21 protein-coding genes are annotated in these 19,883 nt (G+C 69.0%); 4 read left to right on the plus strand and 17 right to left on the minus strand.

Translation table 11 applies throughout. The annotated features are described in order from the left end of the window. Window positions 1-135: 135 nt before the first annotated feature. Both EER30_RS28975 and EER30_RS28980 read right to left on the minus strand, forming a co-directional pair. The gene (locus tag EER30_RS28975; protein ID WP_127503806.1) at window positions 136-1,650 is read right to left on the minus strand and encodes a class I SAM-dependent methyltransferase; all 1,515 of its coding nucleotides are present in this window, start codon (window positions 1,648-1,650) and stop codon (window positions 136-138) included. Between the two features lie 28 nt (window positions 1,651-1,678). Then, on the minus strand, window positions 1,679-2,560 hold the full coding sequence (locus EER30_RS28980; RefSeq protein ID WP_127503807.1) for a PD40 domain-containing protein: 882 nt from the start codon (window positions 2,558-2,560) through the stop codon (window positions 1,679-1,681). Window positions 2,561-2,704: 144 nt separating this feature from the next. Between EER30_RS28980 and mraY the strand changes: the two genes are divergently transcribed. After that, entirely contained in the window at window positions 2,705-3,808 is a 1,104-nt protein-coding gene (mraY, locus tag EER30_RS28985) for a phospho-N-acetylmuramoyl-pentapeptide-transferase (protein WP_127503808.1), read from the plus strand. Between the two features lie 7 nt (window positions 3,809-3,815). On the opposite strand, the gene EER30_RS28990 is transcribed toward mraY, so the two are convergent. Then, a complete protein-coding gene (locus EER30_RS28990) occupies window positions 3,816-4,322 on the minus strand; it encodes a hypothetical protein (RefSeq protein WP_127503809.1) in 507 nt (168 codons plus the stop codon). Between the two features lie 115 nt (window positions 4,323-4,437). Here EER30_RS28990 and EER30_RS28995 point away from each other — a divergent pair, with 115 nt between their 5' ends. After that, window positions 4,438-4,920, plus strand: coding sequence for a hypothetical protein (locus EER30_RS28995; RefSeq protein WP_127503810.1), 483 nt, complete (start codon window positions 4,438-4,440; stop codon window positions 4,918-4,920). Between the two features lie 76 nt (window positions 4,921-4,996). Here EER30_RS28995 and EER30_RS29000 read toward each other — a convergent pair whose 3' ends face one another. From EER30_RS29000 to EER30_RS29030, 7 genes are read right to left on the minus strand one after another with little or no spacing between them, the layout of a single operon-like run. Further along, window positions 4,997-5,989, minus strand: coding sequence for a phosphotransferase family protein (locus tag EER30_RS29000; protein WP_127503811.1), 993 nt, complete (start codon window positions 5,987-5,989; stop codon window positions 4,997-4,999). After that, complete coding sequence (locus tag EER30_RS29005) at window positions 5,986-6,615, minus strand: TetR/AcrR family transcriptional regulator (protein ID WP_205650469.1); 630 nt, start codon at window positions 6,613-6,615, stop codon at window positions 5,986-5,988. Before EER30_RS29005 ends, EER30_RS29000 begins: the two co-directional genes overlap by 4 nt. 4 nt (window positions 6,616-6,619) lie before the next feature. Then, window positions 6,620-8,569 carry an acetoacetate--CoA ligase gene (locus tag EER30_RS29010; protein ID WP_127503812.1) on the minus strand — a complete coding sequence of 650 codons (1,950 nt, stop codon included), beginning with the start codon at window positions 8,567-8,569 and terminating at the stop codon, window positions 6,620-6,622. After that, window positions 8,566-9,774 (minus strand): sugar ABC transporter permease, encoded by a 1,209-nt coding sequence (locus EER30_RS29015; RefSeq protein ID WP_127503813.1) that lies wholly within the window; start codon window positions 9,772-9,774, stop codon window positions 8,566-8,568. Before EER30_RS29015 ends, EER30_RS29010 begins: the two co-directional genes overlap by 4 nt. After that, window positions 9,771-10,520, minus strand: coding sequence for an ATP-binding cassette domain-containing protein (locus EER30_RS29020; RefSeq protein ID WP_205650470.1), 750 nt, complete (start codon window positions 10,518-10,520; stop codon window positions 9,771-9,773). Before EER30_RS29020 ends, EER30_RS29015 begins: the two co-directional genes overlap by 4 nt. Before the next feature lie 54 nt (window positions 10,521-10,574). Further along, complete coding sequence (locus tag EER30_RS29025; protein ID WP_127503815.1) at window positions 10,575-11,702, minus strand: substrate-binding domain-containing protein; 1,128 nt, start codon at window positions 11,700-11,702, stop codon at window positions 10,575-10,577. 50 nt (window positions 11,703-11,752) lie between these two features. After that, entirely contained in the window at window positions 11,753-13,504 is a 1,752-nt protein-coding gene (locus EER30_RS29030; RefSeq protein ID WP_164842515.1) for a flavin-containing monooxygenase, read from the minus strand. Window positions 13,505-13,752: 248 nt separating this feature from the next. On the opposite strand from EER30_RS29030, the gene EER30_RS29035 reads away from it, so the two are divergent. Then, window positions 13,753-14,940: an acyl-CoA dehydrogenase family protein gene (locus EER30_RS29035; RefSeq protein ID WP_127503817.1), complete on the plus strand. Its 1,188-nt coding sequence runs from the start codon at window positions 13,753-13,755 to the stop codon at window positions 14,938-14,940. Window positions 14,941-14,944: 4 nt separating this feature from the next. On the opposite strand, the gene EER30_RS29040 is transcribed toward EER30_RS29035, so the two are convergent. The 5 genes from EER30_RS29040 to EER30_RS29060 all read right to left on the minus strand — a co-directional run bounded on the left by EER30_RS29040 (window position 14,945) and on the right by EER30_RS29060 (window position 18,043). After that, window positions 14,945-15,490: a GNAT family N-acetyltransferase gene (locus EER30_RS29040; protein ID WP_127503818.1), complete on the minus strand. Its 546-nt coding sequence runs from the start codon at window positions 15,488-15,490 to the stop codon at window positions 14,945-14,947. A 69-nt stretch (window positions 15,491-15,559) separates the two neighbouring features. After that, window positions 15,560-16,369 (minus strand): PH domain-containing protein, encoded by an 810-nt coding sequence (locus tag EER30_RS29045; protein ID WP_164842516.1) that lies wholly within the window; start codon window positions 16,367-16,369, stop codon window positions 15,560-15,562. Further along, window positions 16,369-17,475, minus strand: coding sequence for a WXG100 family type VII secretion target (locus EER30_RS29050; protein WP_127503820.1), 1,107 nt, complete (start codon window positions 17,473-17,475; stop codon window positions 16,369-16,371). The genes EER30_RS29045 and EER30_RS29050 overlap by 1 nt, the downstream gene beginning before the upstream one ends. After that, the gene (locus EER30_RS29055) at window positions 17,475-17,747 is read right to left on the minus strand and encodes a hypothetical protein (RefSeq protein WP_127503821.1); all 273 of its coding nucleotides are present in this window, start codon (window positions 17,745-17,747) and stop codon (window positions 17,475-17,477) included. The genes EER30_RS29050 and EER30_RS29055 overlap by 1 nt, the downstream gene beginning before the upstream one ends. Beyond that, on the minus strand, window positions 17,747-18,043 hold the full coding sequence (locus tag EER30_RS29060) for an SAV_915 family protein (RefSeq protein ID WP_240670374.1): 297 nt from the start codon (window positions 18,041-18,043) through the stop codon (window positions 17,747-17,749). The genes EER30_RS29055 and EER30_RS29060 overlap by 1 nt, the downstream gene beginning before the upstream one ends. 225 nt (window positions 18,044-18,268) lie before the next feature. Between EER30_RS29060 and EER30_RS29065 the strand changes: the two genes are divergently transcribed. Next, window positions 18,269-18,610, plus strand: coding sequence for a helix-turn-helix domain-containing protein (locus EER30_RS29065; protein ID WP_127503822.1), 342 nt, complete (start codon window positions 18,269-18,271; stop codon window positions 18,608-18,610). Window positions 18,611-18,612: 2 nt separating this feature from the next. Here EER30_RS29065 and EER30_RS29070 read toward each other — a convergent pair whose 3' ends face one another. Both EER30_RS29070 and EER30_RS29075 read right to left on the minus strand, forming a co-directional pair. Beyond that, on the minus strand, window positions 18,613-19,227 hold the full coding sequence (locus EER30_RS29070) for a ClpP family protease (RefSeq protein WP_127503823.1): 615 nt from the start codon (window positions 19,225-19,227) through the stop codon (window positions 18,613-18,615). Further along, window positions 19,224-19,850: a ClpP family protease gene (locus EER30_RS29075; RefSeq protein WP_127503824.1), complete on the minus strand. Its 627-nt coding sequence runs from the start codon at window positions 19,848-19,850 to the stop codon at window positions 19,224-19,226. The genes EER30_RS29070 and EER30_RS29075 overlap by 4 nt, the downstream gene beginning before the upstream one ends. Window positions 19,851-19,883: the final 33 nt, after the last annotated feature.

Consider the following 19,883-nt stretch of genomic DNA (forward strand, 5'->3'; position numbering starts at 1 on the left):
CGACCGCAAGGCTTCCCACTTCACCGGATTCCTGCGCCTGGCCTGCGCTCTGATCTGCTACCGCCGAGCCGCCCGCCTCAACCTCCTGACCAGCAACAACCCCTAATGAGATGCGGTCTAAGCCGAGCGCGCGGGTCAGCCGTTGTGGGGGCGGCGGGCCACGGCGAGCAGGTGGGTGGCCGGCCAGGGCAGCGGGGTGCCGTCGAGGTCGGTCAGGGCGGCGACCGGCGCTATCCGGTTGTCGATGACCCAGTCGTTGCGGATCGGGGCCGAGGCCGGGTCGAGTTCGAAGCCGGCCTCGGTGAGCAGGGCCGTCCAGTCGGCGAAGCTCAGGCCGCAGAACTGTTCCTGGGTCTCGGAGAGCCAGTTGTCGACGTAGTCCTTGCGGGTCAGGAAGTCCATGGCCGTGGCCTGGTCGAGCTGTACGGTCTCGTCGTCGACGGGCTCGTAGGCGAACGGGAAGGCGAAGTCGACGGCGAACTGGTCGAGCCGCGCGCGTGTCGACAGGCTTTCCACGTACGTTTTGACCTCGGACGGTGACAGGTCGGCGAGGTCCACGCGGGGCTTCGCCGGGTTCGCGCCGTCGTCGCGGGTGAGGCGCAGCCGGACCGGCCGTCGCGGGTCGTCGGGGCCGCAGACGTCACTGTTGATCCAGACGCCGCCGGGGGCGGTGTGGTCGAAGATGCGGCGGGCGAACCGCAGCACCGAGTCGCGGCGTTCGCCGTACGACCAGATCTCGTGGGTCAGGGCGAAGGTGAGAGTGGTGTCGACCGAGCGGTCGTGGAAGATGGCGCCGCCGAGCACGTTGCGCTGATAGAAGTAGACGTTGGCGTTGCAGAACAGGCCCTGGTCCTTCTTGTGCAGGCACTCCTGGTAGAGGTGGCGGGCGATCTCGACGCCGATCAGGTCGCTCTCGTGCAGGCCGGGCTCACGGTCGGCCAGTTCCAGCATCGAGCCGGCGCCGCAGCCGATGTCGACGATGCGGCCGGGCTGCACATATTGCCGCACGGCGGCCCACTTGCGCTCGGCCGCCGCGGTGAACGCCTCGACGTACGTGCGGTAGTCGCGGGTGGCGGTGAGGCCACCCTCGTCGCCGATGACCGGGTCGTTGACGACAGTGCGGACCGTGTCGGTCAGGCGGTACCGCTCGAAGACGTCGATCGTCGCCGGGTGCGCGAGCGTACGCCATGTGTCGTCGTCCTGGCTCAGCCTCAGGAGCACGTCCCACGGGCGCTCCGGGCTGCTCGGCAACGACGGATCGGCCTCGACCCAGGCGATCGGGAAGCCGAGACGTTCGTACAGCTTGGCGACCTGCGGGGTGGAGCAGGCGACCAGCGTGTCGGCGGGCGTCAGCTCGAGGCCCGTGGCGACCGCGATGGTCTTGAGGGTGACCTCGGCGAAGACGTCGGTCGGCGCGGTGTCGAAGATCGGTACGACCACCGACCGGAGGCCGGCCAGCAGGCTGAATCGCTCGATGGCGGCCTCGCGGCGGTGGTACGGAACGGGGTTGCGTTTCGTGTTCTCGTGGTTGGCCGAGGTCACCGCCCACACGATCGTTGATCCGCCCGCGGCGAGTTCGCGCAGGTAATCGGCCTGGAAGCGGGTCAGCAGGTGGTGCCGGCCGGGAAAGAGAACGAAGGGTGCCACCATCGTGATCTTACCCGGCGGAGCCGGACGGTCAGCGCCAGCTGGTCGGGATGCCGGTGACGTTCAACGGACGGCCGGCGTCGCCGCGCGCATGGGAGGCGCGCAGGTAGACGCGCGGAGCGGTGGCGTCCGCGGGCTGGCGGCCGTAGGCCAGAGTGCGACCGTCCGGGGACCAGATCGGGCTCGACTCGACCACAGTCGGGGTGGCTGTCAGGTTCGTGGTCGCGCCGGTGCGGACGTTGATCGACCACAGGTCACCTCCCACCTCAGTGGCGAGGCTGCGGCCGTCCGGGCTCCAGGCGATCCGGTACGGATCCCAGGTGTCCTCACCGTAGGTCAGGCGACGCGCGGTCATCGACCCGTCGGCACGGACGATCCAGATGTCGCGCGCGAAGATGGGGTCCCACGGGTCGCCGCCGACCGCCCAGCCCAGCAGCACGGCGACGTGCCGGCCGTCGGGCGACCAGTCGAGAAGGCCCTCACCGTATTCGAGGGCGTTGTAGACCACTCGTTGGCCCGGCTCGGCGACCGTGGCCGCCGCGATCTCGCCGGCCTCGAAGCCGATCTCTCGGCCGTCGGGCGACCAACGGGGGTGGCTGGGCACCGAACCGCCATCGATCACCCACTGGCGGTCAGTGCCGTCGGCCTTGACCGTGTAGATGCTCCAGCCGTCGGCGTAGGTGACACGCCGGCCATCGGGCGAATAGTCGGGATAGGCGTACGCCGGGAGATTGAGGTTGAGACTACGAACATCGCCACCGCGGGCACGGACGCTGACGACCCCTTGACCACTGGCACTGTCGTCGAGAACGAGAATCCGTCCGCCCGGGGCGGCGGGCGCGGCGCTCGCGGGGCCCGTCTCGACCAGCACGAAGGCTATGGAGAGAGCCAGTATCCCAGGAAGAACACGCACATTGATCACCTCTGGTGAGTAAACGTGCGCTCACCGTAGACGATCGCTTCCACTGTGGAAGCCCGGCTCGGATCGGCGAGGCGGTATGGCAAGCTCCTGTCCCGTGATCGATGATCTCGCCGAAGAGACTCCGCAGGGCCGCCCGTGAGGGCCGTCATCGTCGCGGCCGCCGTCGCGTTCATCATCTCGCTGTTCATCACGCCGGTCGCGATTCGTGTCTTCACCGCGCTCAAGGCCGGCCAGCCGATCCGGTCCATCGGCCTCGCCAGCAACCAGGGCAAGACCGGCACCCCCACGATGGGCGGCGTCGCGTTCATCATCGCGACCGTCCTCGCGTACGTCGCCGGCCACATCGCCCTGACCACCCTCCCGGAACGGCAGATCGCGCAGGAGGGCCCGACCATGACGGCCCTCGTCCTGCTGGGCCTGTTCGTCTTCTGCGGCGTGGTCGGCTTCCTCGACGACATTCTCAAGGTCCGCCGCCGCAACTCCGACGGCCTGTCCGCCAAGGGCAAACTGCTCGGACAGGCCCTGGTGGGCAGCGGTTTCGGCATCGCCGCCCTCTACATGGCCAGCACCAACGGCCAGACCGTGGCCAGCGAGCACATCTCCCTCATCCGCGACATCAGCTGGCTGGACGTAGGCAAGGTCGGCTCGGTGATCGTCTTCGTCTTCGTCATCACCGCGATGTCGAACGGCGTAAATCTCACCGACGGCCTCGACGGCCTGGCCACCGGCGTATCCGTCCTGGTGCTGGGGGCGTACGCCCTGATCGGTTTCTGGCAGTACCGCCACTGGTGCGCCGACGAGGCCTATGCCCGCGCGAACGACTACTGCTACCAGGTCCGCGATCCCCTGGAAATCGCCATGATCGCCGCAGCCGCCGCCGCGGCCTGCCTGGGCTTCCTGTGGTGGAACACGTCCCCGGCCCGGATCTTCATGGGCGACGTGGGCTCGCTCGCCCTGGGCGGCCTGATCGGCGGACTAGCCGTGGCAACCCGCACCACCCTGCTCGCCATCCTGATCGGCGGTCTCTTCGTCCTCATCACCGTCACCTGGGTGATCCAGATCGTCTCGTACCGAACCACCGGAAGACGCGTCTTCCGCATGGTCCCCCTGCACCACCACTTCGAACTGGCCGGCTGGAGCGAAGTGAACATCGTGATCCGCTTCTGGATCATCGCCGGCGTCGGCGTAGCAGCCGGCCTGGGCCTGTTCTACTCAGACTTCCTGGCGGCCAACGGCTGAACACACGTCAGCCCGGATGGTGATAGGCGGCAATGATCTCCAATGCCTGCCCATACCATCCGGCCGCGTCAGCGTCAGCCGTCGCCGCCAGAGCAGCCTCAAGCTTCAGACCCGGAAGGCCGGTACGAATCCAGCCGTCCACTTCCCGGTGAAAGAAGTCGTCCAGGCCGGAAAGCAACACCGCGTCCACCAGTTTGGCCATCTGCACCATCGCCGGCTCACCCTGTTGCCCAGCCAAGATTTCCAGGTACGCGATGACGCTGTGATCGTTCTGCTCGCCGGTCGCGAAGAGCTCCAGAATGCGCGGCAGAAAGTGCCGGAGATCGGCCTCCTCACCCCAGGTCCCCATCGCCTTGAAGGTGTATCGCTCGAGGTCGCCGGCAGTCAGCTCGCGGAGCGGCGTCCGCTGCAAGACCGATGCTTCCTCGTCGCTGATGCAGTGCCCGCAGTAGCTGATCGGCTGCCCCCGCCTGTTAGGCGCGAACGCAACGTAGAGTTCCTCGACGGCTTGCACACCGCGATGCTAACCGCGCCTCCGCAGACTCGAAGCCGATTTATTCGGGGCCGGTCAACGCTTCCGGCGACAGCCACGGCCCCCAGCCGAAGCTCTGTGAGCTTAGGCTTCTCCCATGCATCCGAACCGGCGCGCCACAGACGACGGCCGCAGGCAGGGAGTCGTTTGGCACCGCGTCTGGTGGGGACCGTTGTTCGGCCTCGTCGCGACTGTTGGCCTCGGACACGCCATGGTTCTCGTGCTGACCCGGCTTCGCGGCGAGGTCGCGCCTCAAGAGTTCGACCTGGGCGGCTTCGCACTCACCTGGACGCTGGTGGCAGCGGCGATTTCGGCCTGGGACTGGTGGGACACCCGCCGTCAACAACGTCGTCGGAAGCGCGAACCGGATGACGCACCGATACTGTCCAGGATCACCTCGTCAGCACTGTTCGTCTGCTGGACAGCGACGTGGTTCTCCAGCTACATGACCGCGTTCGACGGCGAGCTCCCGCTGATCTGGGCCGACACCCTGACCGCGTTCACGTTCGCACTGGCCGCATTCGGATCGAGAGCGGCACGGTCAATTCGCTCAACCACCCCGCTGGGTCCGGGCGGGTGACGTGCCGACCGCGCTGACCACCGGGCGGAAGCCGGACTGCCCAGCCCGGCCTCCGGCCATCGACCGCGGAAAGCCGCTAACCCAGGGCCCGAAGACCGGCCGCCAGAAGCGCCGGGACGGCCGACGAGGCCTGCGCAGAAGCAGGGTCGGCGGCTCGATAGCTGATCCCCTGCGCGATAACCGCGAGCTTGAAGTTGGCCAGCCCCATGTAGAACGGCCAGTGATCCAGTGACACGTCACGCCGGCGGGCATAGGCCTCAGCGATAGCGTCCGGATGCGGCAGCCGGTCGCTGGCCCAGGCCGCGTCCAGTCCTAGGATCGGGTCCAGTTCCGGCTGCCGATAGACGCACATCAGGGCCACGTCAGTGAGCACATCGCCGACGGTCGCCAGTTCCCAGTCGACGACGGCCAGGACTTTGCTGATGTCGGCCGTGTCGACCAGCGTGTTGTCGATGCGGAAGTCGCCGTGCACCACGCCGATGTGGGCCGAGTGCGGCGGTAGCGCCGAGACCAGACGGGAATGCAGCGTCCGGGCGTCCGGCAGGTCGTGGCTTTTCACCTCGTTCCACTGCCGCCACCACAGGCGCACCTGACGTTCCAAGAAGCCGTCCGGGCGCCCCAGACTGCCCAGTCCCACCTCGTCGACGTCCAGCGAATGCAGGTCGGCCAAGACTCTGACCAGTTCGGTCACGCACGACTCGAGTTCCCGGGCTGTGTACGTGTGCAGGTGCGCTCGGGTGCGCACGACCTGCCCGGTGATGAACGCCGACACCGCGAACGGCGCCCCGATCACCGATACGTCCTCGCACAGGGCGATCGCCGGCGGCACCGGCACCGCGCTGTATTGCAGGGCCTGCGCCACCCGCCATTCGCGCGCCACGTCGTGGGCCGAGGGCGTCAGCCCCGACACGGGTGGACGGCGGACGATCCAGCGGTGCGTTCCGTCCGTGACCGCGTACGTGAGGTTTGATCGTCCTCCGCTGACCAGCGAGCTCGTCAGCGGCCCGGACACCGGCACTCCCGACGCCTCCAGGAACGCGCGCACCCCCCGTACATCGAGGGTGGTCATGCGATGCCGACGATCGAGCGGGCTATGGTCAGGTAGCGGTCCAGCAGGGCTTCGACCGGCAGCGTGCCGTCCGGGTGATACCACGACGCCACCCCCACGCAGAGCGAGGCGATGGCCCGGCTCGCGTCCTTCGGGTACGGGGTGGCGAAACTGCCGTCCTGCACGCCGGCCAGGATCACCCGGTCGAGCATGCGCTGCTGTTCGTCGCGTTTGGCCACGTAGCGCGACCGGTTGTCGGGTTCCAGGCTGCGCAGTTCCGCTGTGGACACGGTCGCGCCGATACGGCGATACATGTGGAAGCGCAACAGCGACTCGACCAGGGCGTCGAACTGGGCCTGCGGGTCGTTGTCGGCGGCCGCCAAAGCCTGGCGGCTGCGGTCCAGCAGTTCGTCGATGATGACGTTCATCAGGTCGAAGAGAATGTCCTGCTTGGACGGATAGTAGTGGTAGACGCCCGGGACCGAGAGGCCCGAGCGGCGAGCCAGGTCGCGGGTCGTCGTGCCGTGGTAGCCGTGCTCGAAGAAGGCCTGCAGAGCTGCCTCGAGGATGCGGGACAGGTCGAGTTCCCCGTATCCGCGCCAGTCAGGCGTTGCTGCCATCAGGTCGGTCGTTGCCTCTCTGGTCATAGGGTCACCGCCCGCCCACTCCGGCGACCGACGCGATGAGCAGATCCAGCGCTGATGCGTCGTCGACGGCTCCTCGGTCGATGACTCGTGCGGGGTCGGCGCCCTGCAGGATACGTTTCACCGGAACCTCGAGGCGTTTGCCCGTCCTCGTGTGTGGCAAACGTGGCACGACGATGACGTCGTCGGGAACGTGACGCGGCGAGGCCGACGAGGCGATCACGTCTTTCACCTGTTCGACGAGGCCCTCGGGCTCGCCGACGGGAACGATGAACAGCGGCATCCAGTATCCGCCGCCCGACTGTTCCACGCCCACGACCAGCGCGTCCGCGACGGTCGGCAGCGAGCCCACCGCCGCGTAGATCTCCGCGGACCCCAGCCGTACGCCGTGGCGGTTGATCGTCGCGTCGGAGCGGCCGTGAATGATGACCGTTCCGCGCGGCGTCAGTTCGGTCAGGTCGCCGTGTCGCCACACACCCGGAAACATATCGAAGTACGTCTCTCGAAGCCTACGGTCGTCCGGATCCTGCCAGAAACGTAGCGGCATCGACGGCATCGGCTCGGTGATGACCATCTCCCCCGGCACGCCCGGCGGTAAAGGGCGGCCGTCCGAGTCCCACACCTCGACGGCTGCTCCGAGGGCGGGCGCGCTGATCTCCCCGTCGTAGACCGGTGTCGTCGGGGCGCTGGCCACGAAGATGCCGCAGATGTCGGTGCCGCCGCTCATCGATCCGAGTTGGACGCGGTCACCGACATGCTCACGGAACCATTCGTTCGCGCCGGGCGGCAGCACCGAACCGGTCACGCCGACCAGCCGCAACGCCGACAGGTCGAGGTCTTTGGCCGGTGCGAGGCCCGCGCGCTGGGACGCTTCGAGATAGCCCGGGCTGGTTCCGAAGACGGAGACACCGAGATCGGCGACGAGACGCCACAGCGCGTCCGGCGCGGGCGAGGTCGGCTTGCCGTCGTACAGAATGATGGTCGCTCCGTGCAGCAGGCCGCAGATCTGGGCGTTCCACATCATCCAATTGGGCGTGGTGTACCAGAAGAACGTGTCGCCGGGGTCGAGGTCCATGTGCAGGCCGGGCGAGACGAGCTGTTCGAGCAGCACTCCCCCGTGGCCGTGCACGATGCCTTTGGGCCGGCCCGTTGTTCCCGACGTGAAAAGGACCCAGAGCGGAGAATCGAATCGTACGGGGAGAGCCCGCGGAACGGGATCGGCGGTGATCGCGTCGTTCCAGCTCACGCCGCCAGAACCCGGCAGGCCGCCGGTCTCGACCACGATCGTGTGTTCGAGGCCGGGCAGCAGGCCGGCCAATTCGCGAACCGACGCGCGGCGGTCGTGAACCCGGCCGCCGAACCGGTATCCGGTGCCCGCGAACAACACGCGCGGCGAGAGCTGGGCCATGCGGGACGCGGCCGAGGGCGCCGCGTAGTCGAGCCCGGTCTGCGCCCACACCGCCCCGATCATCGCGGTGGCCACGAACGCGACCACGCCTTCGATGCAGTTCGGCAGGTAGGCGGCCACGCGGTCGCCCGGAGAGACGCCCAGCGACCGCAGATGTCCGGCAACCGCGGCGGATCGGGTTCGCAACTGTGCATAGGTCAGCGATTCCTGCGAGCCGTCCTCCCCGACCAGGATCACCGCGTCCTGATCGTCGGCGCCGGCGCGCAGCAGATGGGTGGCGAAGTTCAGCGTTCCGTCCGGGAACCACTCGGCGCCGGGCATGCGACGGGAGACCAGTGCCGCGGAGGGCGGCGTGACCCAGTCGACCTCGAAGAAGTCGGCTACCGCGGACCAGAACTCCCCGGGCGAGGACACCGACCAGGCGTGCAGGGCGCGGTAGTCGGTCACATCGTCGAGTTGTGCCCGGCATTCGCCGTTGAGCCACGAGGCGAACCGTACGATCCGGGTCTGCGAGATCAGGGCCGGGTCGGGCTGCCAGACGCCGGTCATGAGCGGCGGCCCGGCAGCAGTGAGCCGCGCGTCAGCACCACGTCAACGGCCACAGCGATGATGAGCACGGATCCCGTCGCGAAATATTGCACCTCGGTGGAGAGCCCGAGCAGCTGCACGCCGTTGCTGATCGATCCGATGACCAGCGCTCCGAGGACGGCCGACCAGACCGAACCGCGCCCGCCGAACAGGCTCGTGCCTCCGACGACGGCCGCCGCGATCGCGTTCAGCATCAGTGGACCCGCGCCCGACGTGGCCGAGACGCCGAGCTGGCGGGACGCTTCGACCATGCCCGCGATCGCCGCGCACGCGCCGAGGATGAGGAACGAGTAGAGCACCATCCGGCGTACGGGAATACCGGCGCGCTGGGCGGCCTCGCGATCACCGCCCACGGCGTACAGGTGGGTGCCGTATCTGGTCTGGGTGGTCACGTACCAGCCGATGAGCAGCATGACCGCGACGATCAGCACGGGCATCGGCAGTCCGCGCCGCTGGGTCAGCACATAGACGCCGCCGAAGAGCACGCCGGCCAGCAGAATCGCAGGCACGAAGACGGTGGCCATCGAGGTGAGCGACCCCGTCGAGACCCGCTCACGGTGTTGGTAGAAGCGGTAGGCCGTGAACGCCAGTGTTGCCACGGCGGCCAGCAGGTACGAGGTGCCGACCGGGATCGCCGTGCTGGCGATCTTGGCGAACGACGTGCCGGCGATGCTGACCGTGAACTCCTCGGGGAGCACGACCAGAATCAGGCCCTGCAGGATCACCATGCCGCCGAGCGTGGCGATCAGCGACGGCACGCCGAACATGATGACCAGCGCCTCGATGAACGTGAAGGCCATGCCCGAGACGATCCCGGCGAGGATGCCGATGGCGAGCGGCAGTCCGCTGTTGACGACCAGGCCGGCCGAGATCGCCGCGCAGACCCCGGAGAGTACGGCCGAGGACAGGTCGATCTCGCCGACGAGCAGGACGAACACCACGCCCAGGGCGAGGATCGCCGTCGTCGCGATCTGCAGGGTCAGGTTGGTGATGTTCGTGAAGCTGAGGTAGGCCGAGCTCTGGCTGTAGAAGACGGCCCAGATGATGGCCAGGGTGATGACGACCGGGATGCTGCGGTGGCCGCGGGCGACCGTCTCGATGGCCCGCCCGGCCGAGGTGCGCGGGGTCGCCGTCGTGCCGGTGGTCCGCGAAGTCACGATGCTCACCGGTCAACCCCCTCGTGCGCCCCGGTCATGGCGCTGACCAGGTCGGACATCGTGTATTCGTCGCGGCGGAACTCGGCCACCTTCGCGCCCAGGCGCAGGGCCACGACCCGGTCGGCGACCTGCCGTACGTCCTTCATGTCGTGCGAGATCACGATCACGCCGCGGCCCTGGTCGCGCAGGCGGTGGATCAGGTCGAGCACCTCGCCGCGCTGCGAGACGCCGAGGGCCGCGGTCGGCTCGTCCAGGATCACCACGGCCGGGTCGCTGATCAGCGCGCGGCAGATCGCGATGCCCTGCCGCTGGCCGCCCGACAGCGCGACGACCGGCGTGTTCAGCGAGCGGAGTTTGACCGACAGCGATTCGAGGACCCGCTGGGCACGTTCCTCCATGACGTGCCGGCGGATGCGCCGGCCGGACCAGATCGAGCCGTGGTGTTCCTGTCCGAGGAACAGGTTCTGCACGGCGTCGAGGTTGTCGCAGAGCGAAAGATCCTGGAACACCGTACGGATCCCCGCCTCGGCCGCCGCCCGGGGCGACACCAGACGGGCGTGCTCGCCGCGTACCCGGATCTCGCCGGTGTCGGGCGACTCCACCCCGGACACGATCTTGACGAGGGTGGACTTGCCGGCGCCGTTGTCGCCGATGAGCGCGACGACCTCGCCCTCGTGCACGGTCAGGTCGACCTCGTGCAGGGCTCGCAGGCCGCCGAAGTTCTTGGAGATCTTGGTGAGCTCGAGCAGGGCCATGGGGATCCTCCCTCGCGGGCGGCCGTCGCCGGCCGCCCGCGTCCGATGGAAGGGCTACTTGTTGCGCGTCTTGCAGGTCTGGGTCCCGGCGGCCGGGCCCGTGCAGATCTGGGCCCAGGTGAAGATGCCGAGGTCGACGGCCTTCTGTACGGCGTCGCCGGGGTCCTTGCCGTCCTCGAGGTGGATCAGCGTCGACTCGAGCTTGGCCGTTGGCACCTGCATGGCGCCGTTGTCGATGGTGTCCTTGACGAGGTCAGCCGGGGGCTGCTGACCTCCGACGGCGGCCAACGTGATCTTCGCGGCTGCTTCGGCCTCGACCGAGAACGCCTTGAGCACGTTGTCCTGCTGGTCGCCGGTGAGCATGTACTGCAGACCGGTCAGTTCCGGGTTCTGGCCGCCGTACACCGGGGTCTTGAGGTTCTTGTCCTTGAGGCCCGCGATGATGCCGGCCGTGATGCCGTCGTAGAACCCGAAGAAGACGTTCACGCCGTTCTGCGTCTTGGTCAGGCACTGCTCGGTGGCCTTGGTGGCGTTGTCGGGCGCCCAGTCCTTGATGTAGTCCTCGCAGACGACCTGGATGTCGCCGGCCGAGATCAGCGGGTCGAGGACCTTGTTCTGCCCGGCCAGCATCTGGGTCGTGTAGACGTCACCCTTGTTGCCGAACTGCCGGGCGACCTTGACCGGCTTGGCGCCGAGCTTGCCGCTGTTGATCTGCTCGGCGAAGTACGTGGCCTGCTGCTCGCCGACCTTCTCGGGGTCGAAGATGACCTGGGCGTACAACTTGCCCTTGATCGGCGGGTTCTCGTAGCCGATGACCGGCACGTTCGCCTGCTCGGCGGCCTGCAGCAGACCCGCGCTGGTGTTCGGGTCGGCCGCGACGACGACCAGGGCCTTGGCGCCGGCCGCGATGGCCGCGTTGGCCTGCGCGAGCTGCTGCCCGGAGTCACCGCCGCCGTTGACGAATCTGACCTCGACGCTGGGGTCCAACGCCTTGATCGATTTCTCGAACGACGGGCCGTCCTGCTGGATGTAGCGGGTCGGGGTCGTGTTCGGGGCCATGAAGTAGACGAGCTTGGGGCCGTCGCCGCCGCTCACGTCCGCGGCGCCGTCGTCGCCGCTGCTGCAGGCCGAGACCACAAGGAGGCCGGCGCACGCGATCGCGCCGTAAAAATGACGTTTCACGATTACTCCTCTGCTGACTTTCCACGCTGAACGGCGGCGAGAGGGGATTTTTATGCCGCGTGCTTCGCGGTGATCTGAAGGGCGAGGTGCTTCGAATAGATCCGGACCCAGGCGAGGGGGCCGCCCATGTACCAGAACCCCGGATGTCCGGTGCGCCGGTAGAGTCCACCGAGCTCGCCGTCCTCGCCGATGCCGAGGACGAGCGGTAGCCGGTCGGCGACCACGTCACCGAAGAGCCGGCGAGCCGTCTCGCGCATGTTGCGGTAACCGGTCGCGAGGACGACGAGGTCGGCCCGCAGCGTCCGGCCGTCCTCCAGACGTACGCCGTCGGGGGTGAACTCCGCGAGTCCGGAGCCCTGGGCCAGCTTGACCTTCCCGTCGGCGATGAGCCGCGAACAGCCCACGTCGATGTAGTAACCGCCGCCGTACGCCAGCGCGTAGCCCATCAGGCCGGTGCCGTCGGGCCCGTCGTTGCGCTGGAAACCGACGGCGTCGAGCGCGGCGAGCAGGTCGGCGTCCTTGCGGGCCGTGTCCTTCACGCCGTCCTTGGCCATCTCGAGCACGAGCGGCCACGGTGTTCCGGCGGCGAGCAGATCGGCGTACGCCGTCGGCGGGCCACCCTCGACGAAGTTGCTGCCGAAGATGGCGGGAATGCCGTGCTCCTGACTGATGATGTGCGTCGACGAGCGCTGCACGAGCGTGACGTCGGCGCCGGCCTCGTAGAGGTCCTGCGCGATGTCGTGGCCACTGTTGCAGGCGCCGATGACGACAGCCTTCTTGCCGGCCCAGTCGGTGGCGTCGCTGTGCTGGCTGGAGTGGTAACTGACGCCGTTGTAGGTGTCTTTTCCGGGCACGTCCGGCACGTTGGGTTCGCCCGCGGCCCCCGTCGCGAGAATGACGTCCCGCGGGTGAATCGTCCGTTCGCCGTCCGGTGTGCGCACGTGCAGCGTCCACCGCCCGGCCGCCTCGTCGTAGTCGCTCGACGTCATCTCGGCCGAGGTCCAGACGTTGAGCTCCATCGCCGACGCGTACGACTCGAACCAGTCGGCGATCTTGTCCTTGGGGCAGTAGACCGGCCAGCTCGCCGGGTAGGGCATGTACGGCAGGGCGTCGGCCCACACCGGGTCGTGCAGCACCAGGGAGTGGTAGCGCTTGCGCCAGCCGTCGCCGACCCGCTCGCTCTTCTCCAGGATCAGCGTGTCGACACCCATCAACCCGAGATTCGCGGCGACCGCCAGACCGCCCTGACCAGCACCGACGACCACGACGTCAGGATCAGCGTTGCGTACGTGGTCCTCGCGCTCATCGCGCCAGTTGCGGGCGCTCTTCTCGTGGCGGGGACCGCGCGACCGGTACGGGCCGATCCGGCGTTCGTGGCCGTGCAGGTCGTCGAGCTCGGTCATGACGGTCCAGGCGACCCATTCGCCGTCCTCGAACTTCAGCCGTACGGCGCCACGGCCGTACCCCTGGGGCGTTTCGAAGGTCAGGAAGCCCTCGACGACGTCGCCCTGGAAGCGCGGGCCGAACTCGGTGACCATGTGGAGGTTGGTGATCGAATCGGGGGAAAGGTGGCGGTTCAGCATCGCGGCGACGCTGTCGCGGCCGCGGTAGACGCCCAGGTCCCAGGTGAGGGCGAGCAGGTCGCGCCACCAGCAGTCGCGGGCCAGCAGGGAGACGACGCCGTCGACGTCGGCGACCGTGAGGGCCGCCTGCAGCCGGTTCCGCCAGGTCTGGAAAACGGCCGCGGCGCCGCCGGCCATAGAGCTCGCGGCCGGTTCACTCCCGGCCGAATCGGTTCCCACCGCCGCGGATCCGACTGCCTCGGTTCCGGCTGCCTCGGATCCGGCTGCCGCGGTTGCTGTCTCGGTTTTCAGGGCTTGGTGAGTTTCGGTCGCCATTGACGCGCCCTTCCCGTCCGTATCATCGTGATACAGCCCGAGCGCTCGCTCGGTAGCCACGAGTGTGGACCTTCATCCGCGCGACAGGCAACACCCCCGGCCACTTTTCGTAATGAGATCGTCACGATGCCGCCGCCACCCCGGAGGTGCCCATGACCAGCCGAATCGAGCAGCTCGTCGCCCGCACGCGGGCTTTCATCGACACGCAGGTGATCCCCGCCGAGGACAAATCGGACGGCGATATCGCGGTCGCGGGAGGCTCGGCGTTGCGGGCCACGCTGCAGTCGCAAGCACGGCATTTAGGACTATTCGCCCCGCACGCGCCTCGCGAATACGGCGGGCTGGCGCTGGGCATGGAGGAACGCGCTCCGGTTTTCGAGGCCGCCGGGCGGTCGCTCTTCGGGCCGATGGCGCTCAACATCAACGCGCCCGACGAGGGCAATTTGCACCTGCTCGACCACGTTGCGTCGGAATGGCAGCGGGAACGGTATCTGGCGCCGCTGGCCCGCGGCGATCAACGGTCGGCCTTCGCGATGACCGAGCCGCCGCCGGGGGCCGGGTCGGATCCGCAGGCGCTGAACACGCTGGCCGAGCCGGACGGCGACGGCTGGCTGATCAACGGGCGCAAGAAGTTCATCACTGGCGCGGACGGTGCGGCGTTCCTGATCGTGATGGCTCGCACGGCGGGCGGCGCGACGATGTTCCTGGTGCCGGCGCAGCGGCGCGGGGTCACGCTGGTCCGGCACGTGTCCACGGTGGACCGGTCCATGCTCGGCGGGCATTGCGAGCTGTCGCTGACCGACGTACGGGTGGACGCGTCGGACGTGCTGGGCGAGGTCGACGAGGGTTTCCGGTACGCGCAGGTGCGGCTCGGCCCGGCCCGGCTGACCCACGTGATGCGCTGGCTCGGGGCCGCGCAACGGTCCCACGAGACGGCGGTCGCCTATGTCAGTTCACGGCACGGGTCGGGGCGTCCGCTGTCGTCGCACGGCATGGTCGAGTTGATGATCGCCGACAACGAGATCGACCTGGCCGCGACGCGCTCGCTGCTGCTGACCGCGTGCCGGACGCTGGACGCCGGGCGGCCCGCTCGCGAGGAGACGTCCCTGGCCAAGGTCTTCGGCGCCGAGGCCCTGCACCGCGTCGCCGACCGGGCCGTTCAGATGTGCGGCGGCGCGGGGGTCTCGGCCGACCTGCCCGTGGCCCGGATAGCCCGCGAGATCCGCCCGTTCCGCATCTACGACGGTCCGTCGGAGGTGCACCGCGGATCGCTGGCCCGGCGAGCCGTCCGCCGCTACGGCCGCACCGACACGGGCAGCGCCCACCCACTGACCGGATGACCGGTCACAGGTCGTCGGGGATCAGCGAGTAGACGGCCAGGTCCAGGCGGCCGGCGTGGGCGAGGCCGGCGTTCCTGGCCGTGCCCTCGTAGGTGAAGCCGGCCTTCTCGGCGACCCTCGCAGCCGCGCTGTTGCCGGTCGCGATTCGCAGGACGACGCGCTCGAAGGCCGCCTCGGTGAGCACCCAGCGGGACAGGGCAACGGTCGCCTCGGTCATCACACCCCGGCCCCGGAACGCGGGCGCCGACCAGAAGGCGATCTCGGTCTCCCGATGACGCCAGTCGGTGCGCCTCAGGTCGATCGCTCCGGCGAAAGCGCCGCCCCACTCGATGGCCCGGGTCAGCCCGCTGCCGCTCGCGCGCATGGCCGGCGCCGTCTCCCGCACCCACAACATCGCGTCCTCACGGGTGTACGGGTTCGACATCGGGAGCCAGCGCTGGGTCACCGGGTCCGACGCGGCCGTCACGATGCCCTCGGCATCCGCTTCGCGCAGCGCCCGCAGCACGAGCCGTCGAGTCCGCAGCACCACATCGGGAAACACTTTGCTCACCGGATGATCATCGCTCCGCCCGTCGGCGACCGCGAGGAAGGGGTCGATCAGGGCGCGAGGAAGGGTCGGTCAGGGCGCGGCTATGCGGTTCAGGGCCGATCCTTGGCCGAGTTCACGGCGGTCGGCCGGGTGGACGATGTAGTGGGCCAGGGTTTGCAGCAGCAGGCCCGGGTCGGCGGCCAGCCAGCGGCCGCTGATCGTGTCGAACGGCGACAGCGTCTGCGGGCCGGGGGTGTTGCGGCCCAGGTAGTTGCGGGTCACCGTCGCGCTCGAACCGATCGTACGGATGAAGACGACCGGGGAATGGGCCCACAGGGCGGCGACGTCGGTGACGGCCTCCCACGGGACGAAGTGGGTGAACGTCAAGCCTCGGTGATGGACGCCGTCCGGGCCGACGACCACCCGGCCGGGGGCCAGTCTGAGGACGACGGCCAGGACGACCGCGATGAAGAGCGCCAGCAGGATGAGCACCGCCGTGACGACGTACCCCTGGGTTGTGCCCTGGGCGGCGGAGAAGACGGCCATCAGGATCAGCGCGATGGTGGTCATGCCCAGGAACGCGGTGAGCAGGTAGGTGGGGACGGCGCCGTATGTGAAGACCAGGCCGGTGGAGTCTTCGCGGACGCCGATGGTGCTGGTGCGCGGGCGGCCACCGCTGTAGGCGTGGAAGCAGAGAGCGGCCAGATGTCCGAAGTAGACGGCGATGGCCAGGAAGATCAGGGCGCTGACGGCGTCCTCGCGGGTGACCTGCGCGAGGGCGGCGGTGACGATGCCGAGCGTGATCAGGCCCAGGAAGACAGCGCCGAACAGCAGCAGGCCCGAGCGGCGTTGACCGGCCCACTCGGAGGGCCACGTGGAGTCGTACGGGATGGTCCTCATCAGAAAATCGCGTCCCATGCTTTCTTCGCGCCGTCGCCGATCGCATCGCCGACGTCACCGATCGCTTCGCCTGCCGCGGATATGCCGCCTTCGATGCTGTCTTTCACGCCCTGGGGCAGGCCGTCGTAGGCGTAGTCAAGGGCGCCGCTGACCCCCACGCCGATGACCAGGCCGCCGATCGCGCCGACAACCGTGCCCACGACCGGCACCGGAATCAGCGTGCCGATGGCGGCGCCGGTGGCCATCGCCGCGGCCGCGCCGCCGACGCCCGAGATGAGCGCCTTGCCCGCCGGTTTGCCCTGGTGAATGTCGTAGCCGATGCCGGCCGCGGTGATCGCGAGACCGACGACGGGCAGCTTGCCGGCGATGCGGGCGCCCGCCTTCGGGGCACGGCGGGCCAGCTCGTCGGCCTTGTCGAACGCCTCCTGGGACGCCTTGATGAGATAACGCGACTGCGCCGACCCGCCGGGAGTCTTCAGATAGTGCTCGGCGAGGCGTTTCGAGTCGTCGAGCAACGCGATCGACTGGGCCTTGAGGATGCTGCGGTGCTTGGCGACCAGACCACCCAGGACAGCGCCGTTGATCAGGTCGCCCGCCTGCAGGAACGCCTTGCCGTAGAGGTCGTCCCACATGTTGCGGGCGATCGACTTGGCCGCGTTGCTGGCCGACCAGTAGCCGTCGGCCTGCCGTTGCGCCAGCTCGTAGGCCGCGACCTGGGCCTGGTAGTTCGGCGCGGCCTGCAGGGCCGGGCCGTCCCCCGGCGGCTGGATCTGATCGTCGACCACGGCCAGGCCTGCCGCCCGGGCCTGGTCGCGGGTGCGGGCCATGCCGTTCTGGGCGTCCTCGAGCTCGTCGGCGTAGACGACCAGGGAGTTGGCTGCGGTCTCGATGTCGGTGCGCAGCTCGTCGGCCTTCCTGCTGCCGCCGTCCATGCGCGCCTGGAATGCGGGGCCGGCGTCGCCCTGCCAGCCCCGTTCCGCGTCGGCGCGGGCCTCGCGCATCTCGGTGACGGTGCGGTCGACCCCGGCGGCGAGGGTGCCCTTGAGCCATTGCGAAGACGACCGGATGCCGCCCGGGTCGCCCTCGATGCGCGTGTCGATCGCCATCAGAAGAGTCCGTCCGCAGCCGACGCGTCGGTGTGGGCGTACGTCGTTCGGGCCTGCTCGACGCGGTCGCCGGCCTCTTTGAGACCGACGACCAGGTTGCCGCAGACGTCGGTCAGGTGGCCGATCAGCGCGCCGATGTCAGGGGTGAGGTCGCCGGCCTGCGGGGTGGGCGGCACGCGGGAACCCAGCTCGTCGAGCGACTCGCCGGCGTCACGCAGCCGGCCGGCCACCGCTTGCAGCGTGGGCAGGTCGGCCCGGGTCTCGCCGGCCATCACGACACCTCGGCCCGGCGCCGGTGTTCGGGCGGGATCTCGAGGTCGAGCAGGATGAGCTCGAAACCGGTGGCCAGCCGGATCTGTTCGAGGTCGGCGGTGGGCATGACCGCCCACGGCTGCTCGGGCCCGCAACAGTCGACCAGGCGATCGAGAGCCGTGTAGGCCAGCAGCGCCAACTGCCCGTCGCGGGTCTGTCGCAGATCGACGGTCAACTCGGGGTCACCGGCCTGCCCCGGCGCGCACGCCACATAGACGATCGGCGGGACCTCGGAAGGCGATGGCGTCGTCACCATGCGCAGCAGTCTAGGCGCGCCCGGCAATCCGCACCGCCCCTGACCAGCCGAAAGATCCACTCGGGACGCTTCACGCGTGGGGTCACTGTCGGGCTGGTCGAGCACCCGGCGATCTCGCGCCTGCTCCGGGAAAGCGGGCTGCCGGGCGACGAGGAGGCGTTGCGGTCCTACGCTGCTGGCTGAACCGGCTATCGGTGGGGCGGCGGGTTCGCCTACGGTCGGGGAATGGTGGACGACGCGCGGCGTACCCGGCCTTTGCTGCGGACCTTTGTCGGTGAGGTTCTGCGGCGACGGCGGCTGGAGCAGGGGCGGACGCTGGCCGGGGTGGCTCGGGAAGCGTGCGTGTCGGTGCAATATCTGTCGGAGGTCGAGCGGGGGCGCAAGGAGCCCAGCTCCGAGATCCTGGCCGCCGTCTGTGACTCGCTCGGGATCGACCTGGCCGATCTGCTGGCCGAGGTGGGGCGCGATCTGGTGATCGACCGCGCCCCGGTCGTACGGCTCGACCTGGCCCGCCTGCGCCGGGCTCAGCAGTCGCGTCCGGGCGACGTGCTCATGCTGGCCGCCTGATCTCAGGCTGCGTCGAGGCGGTAGGCGCGCTGCTCACGTCGGGTGATCACGCGGTCGGCCAGGCCGTAGGTGACGGCGTCGGCGGCCGACAGGGTCATGCTGCGGTCGGTGTCAGCCCTGATCTTGGCGACGGGGTGGCCGGTGTGCTCGGCCAGGATGCGGTCCATCTCGGCGCGCACCTTGGCCACCTCTTTCGCCTCCACGGCCAGGTCGGGCAGGGTGCCGCGGGCCTGGCTGGACGGCTGGTGGAGGGTGACCTTGGCGTGCTTGAGCACCGAGCGCTTGCCGGGCGTGCCGGCGGCCAGCAGCGCCGCGGCCGCCGAAGCCGCCTGGCCGACGCAGATCGTCGCGATGTCACATCGTACGAAATGCATGGTGTCGTAGATGGCGGTCAGGGCGCTGAACGAACCGCCGGGCGAGTTGATGTAGAGGCCGATCTCCTGCTCGCCCGACGATTCGAGGTGGATGAGCTGGGCGATGACGACGTTGGCGACGCCGTCGTCGATCTCGGTGCCGAGGAAGATGATGCGGTCGGAGAGCAGCCGCGAGTAGATGTCGAACGCGCGTTCGCCGTTCGGCGTCTTCTCGATCACGGTCGGGATCGTGTACTGGCTCATGCGCTCAGCCCCATCGGCTGACGGGTCATCGCGGGTCGCACGTCGTCCACGCTGTCGAGGATGTGATCGATCAGCCCGTACGCGAGTGCCTCCTCGGCGGTGAACCAGCGGTCGCGGCGGCTGTCGCGCTCGACCGTGTCCATCGGCTGCCCGGTGTGTTCGGCGGTCAGCCCCAGCAGCGTCTGACCGAGCCGTTCGAGCTGGTTGGCGTAGATCTCGACGTCGGCCGCGGTGCCCCCGAAACCGGCCGAGCCCTGATGCATCAGCACCTGCGCGTGGGGCAGGGCGAACCGCTTGCCCGGGGTGCCCGCGGTGAGCAGGAACTGGCCCATGCTGCCGGCCAGCCCGAGCGCCAGGGTGCTGACGTCGTTGGGGATCAGGCGCATGGTGTCGTAGATGGCGAGCCCGGCGGTGACCGACCCGCCGGGCGAGTTGATGTAGAGGCTGATGACGCCGCGCGGGTCCTCGGCCGAGAGCAGCAGGAGCTGCCCGCAGAGCCGGTTGGCGATCTGGTCGTCGACCTCGGCCCCGAGCACGATGATGCGCTGGTGCAGCAGCCGGGCGGCTACCTGGTCGTCGATGGACCCCGCGCTCCACGGGGTCGGTGCGGTGGCTAGTTGCATGCCCCCACGATCGGTCGCCGGACGGCCAGGATC

It is taken from the genome of Actinoplanes solisilvae (assembly GCF_003999975.1).
In the GTDB taxonomy this organism is placed as follows: domain Bacteria; phylum Actinomycetota; class Actinomycetes; order Mycobacteriales; family Micromonosporaceae; genus Actinoplanes; species Actinoplanes solisilvae.

Coding starts and splice junctions, on each gene's coding strand:
- EER30_RS28975 (WP_127503806.1), bottom strand. CDS start 1,650: ATGGTGGCACCCTTCGTTCTCTTTCCCGGCCGGCACCACCTGCTGACC.
- EER30_RS29010 (WP_127503812.1), bottom strand. CDS start 8,569: ATGACCGGCGTCTGGCAGCCCGACCCGGCCCTGATCTCGCAGACCCGG.
- EER30_RS29070 (WP_127503823.1), bottom strand. CDS start 19,227: ATGAGCCAGTACACGATCCCGACCGTGATCGAGAAGACGCCGAACGGC.
- EER30_RS29050 (WP_127503820.1), bottom strand. CDS start 17,475: ATGGCGATCGACACGCGCATCGAGGGCGACCCGGGCGGCATCCGGTCG.
- EER30_RS29060 (WP_240670374.1), bottom strand. CDS start 18,043: ATGGTGACGACGCCATCGCCTTCCGAGGTCCCGCCGATCGTCTATGTG.
- EER30_RS29035 (WP_127503817.1), top strand. CDS start 13,753: ATGACCAGCCGAATCGAGCAGCTCGTCGCCCGCACGCGGGCTTTCATC.
- EER30_RS29065 (WP_127503822.1), top strand. CDS start 18,269: ATGGTGGACGACGCGCGGCGTACCCGGCCTTTGCTGCGGACCTTTGTC.
- EER30_RS29005 (WP_205650469.1), bottom strand. CDS start 6,615: ATGACCAGAGAGGCAACGACCGACCTGATGGCAGCAACGCCTGACTGG.
- EER30_RS29020 (WP_205650470.1), bottom strand. CDS start 10,520: ATGGCCCTGCTCGAGCTCACCAAGATCTCCAAGAACTTCGGCGGCCTG.
- EER30_RS29045 (WP_164842516.1), bottom strand. CDS start 16,369: ATGAGGACCATCCCGTACGACTCCACGTGGCCCTCCGAGTGGGCCGGT.
- EER30_RS28995 (WP_127503810.1), top strand. CDS start 4,438: ATGCATCCGAACCGGCGCGCCACAGACGACGGCCGCAGGCAGGGAGTC.
- EER30_RS29075 (WP_127503824.1), bottom strand. CDS start 19,850: ATGCAACTAGCCACCGCACCGACCCCGTGGAGCGCGGGGTCCATCGAC.
- EER30_RS29000 (WP_127503811.1), bottom strand. CDS start 5,989: ATGACCACCCTCGATGTACGGGGGGTGCGCGCGTTCCTGGAGGCGTCG.
- EER30_RS29055 (WP_127503821.1), bottom strand. CDS start 17,747: ATGGCCGGCGAGACCCGGGCCGACCTGCCCACGCTGCAAGCGGTGGCC.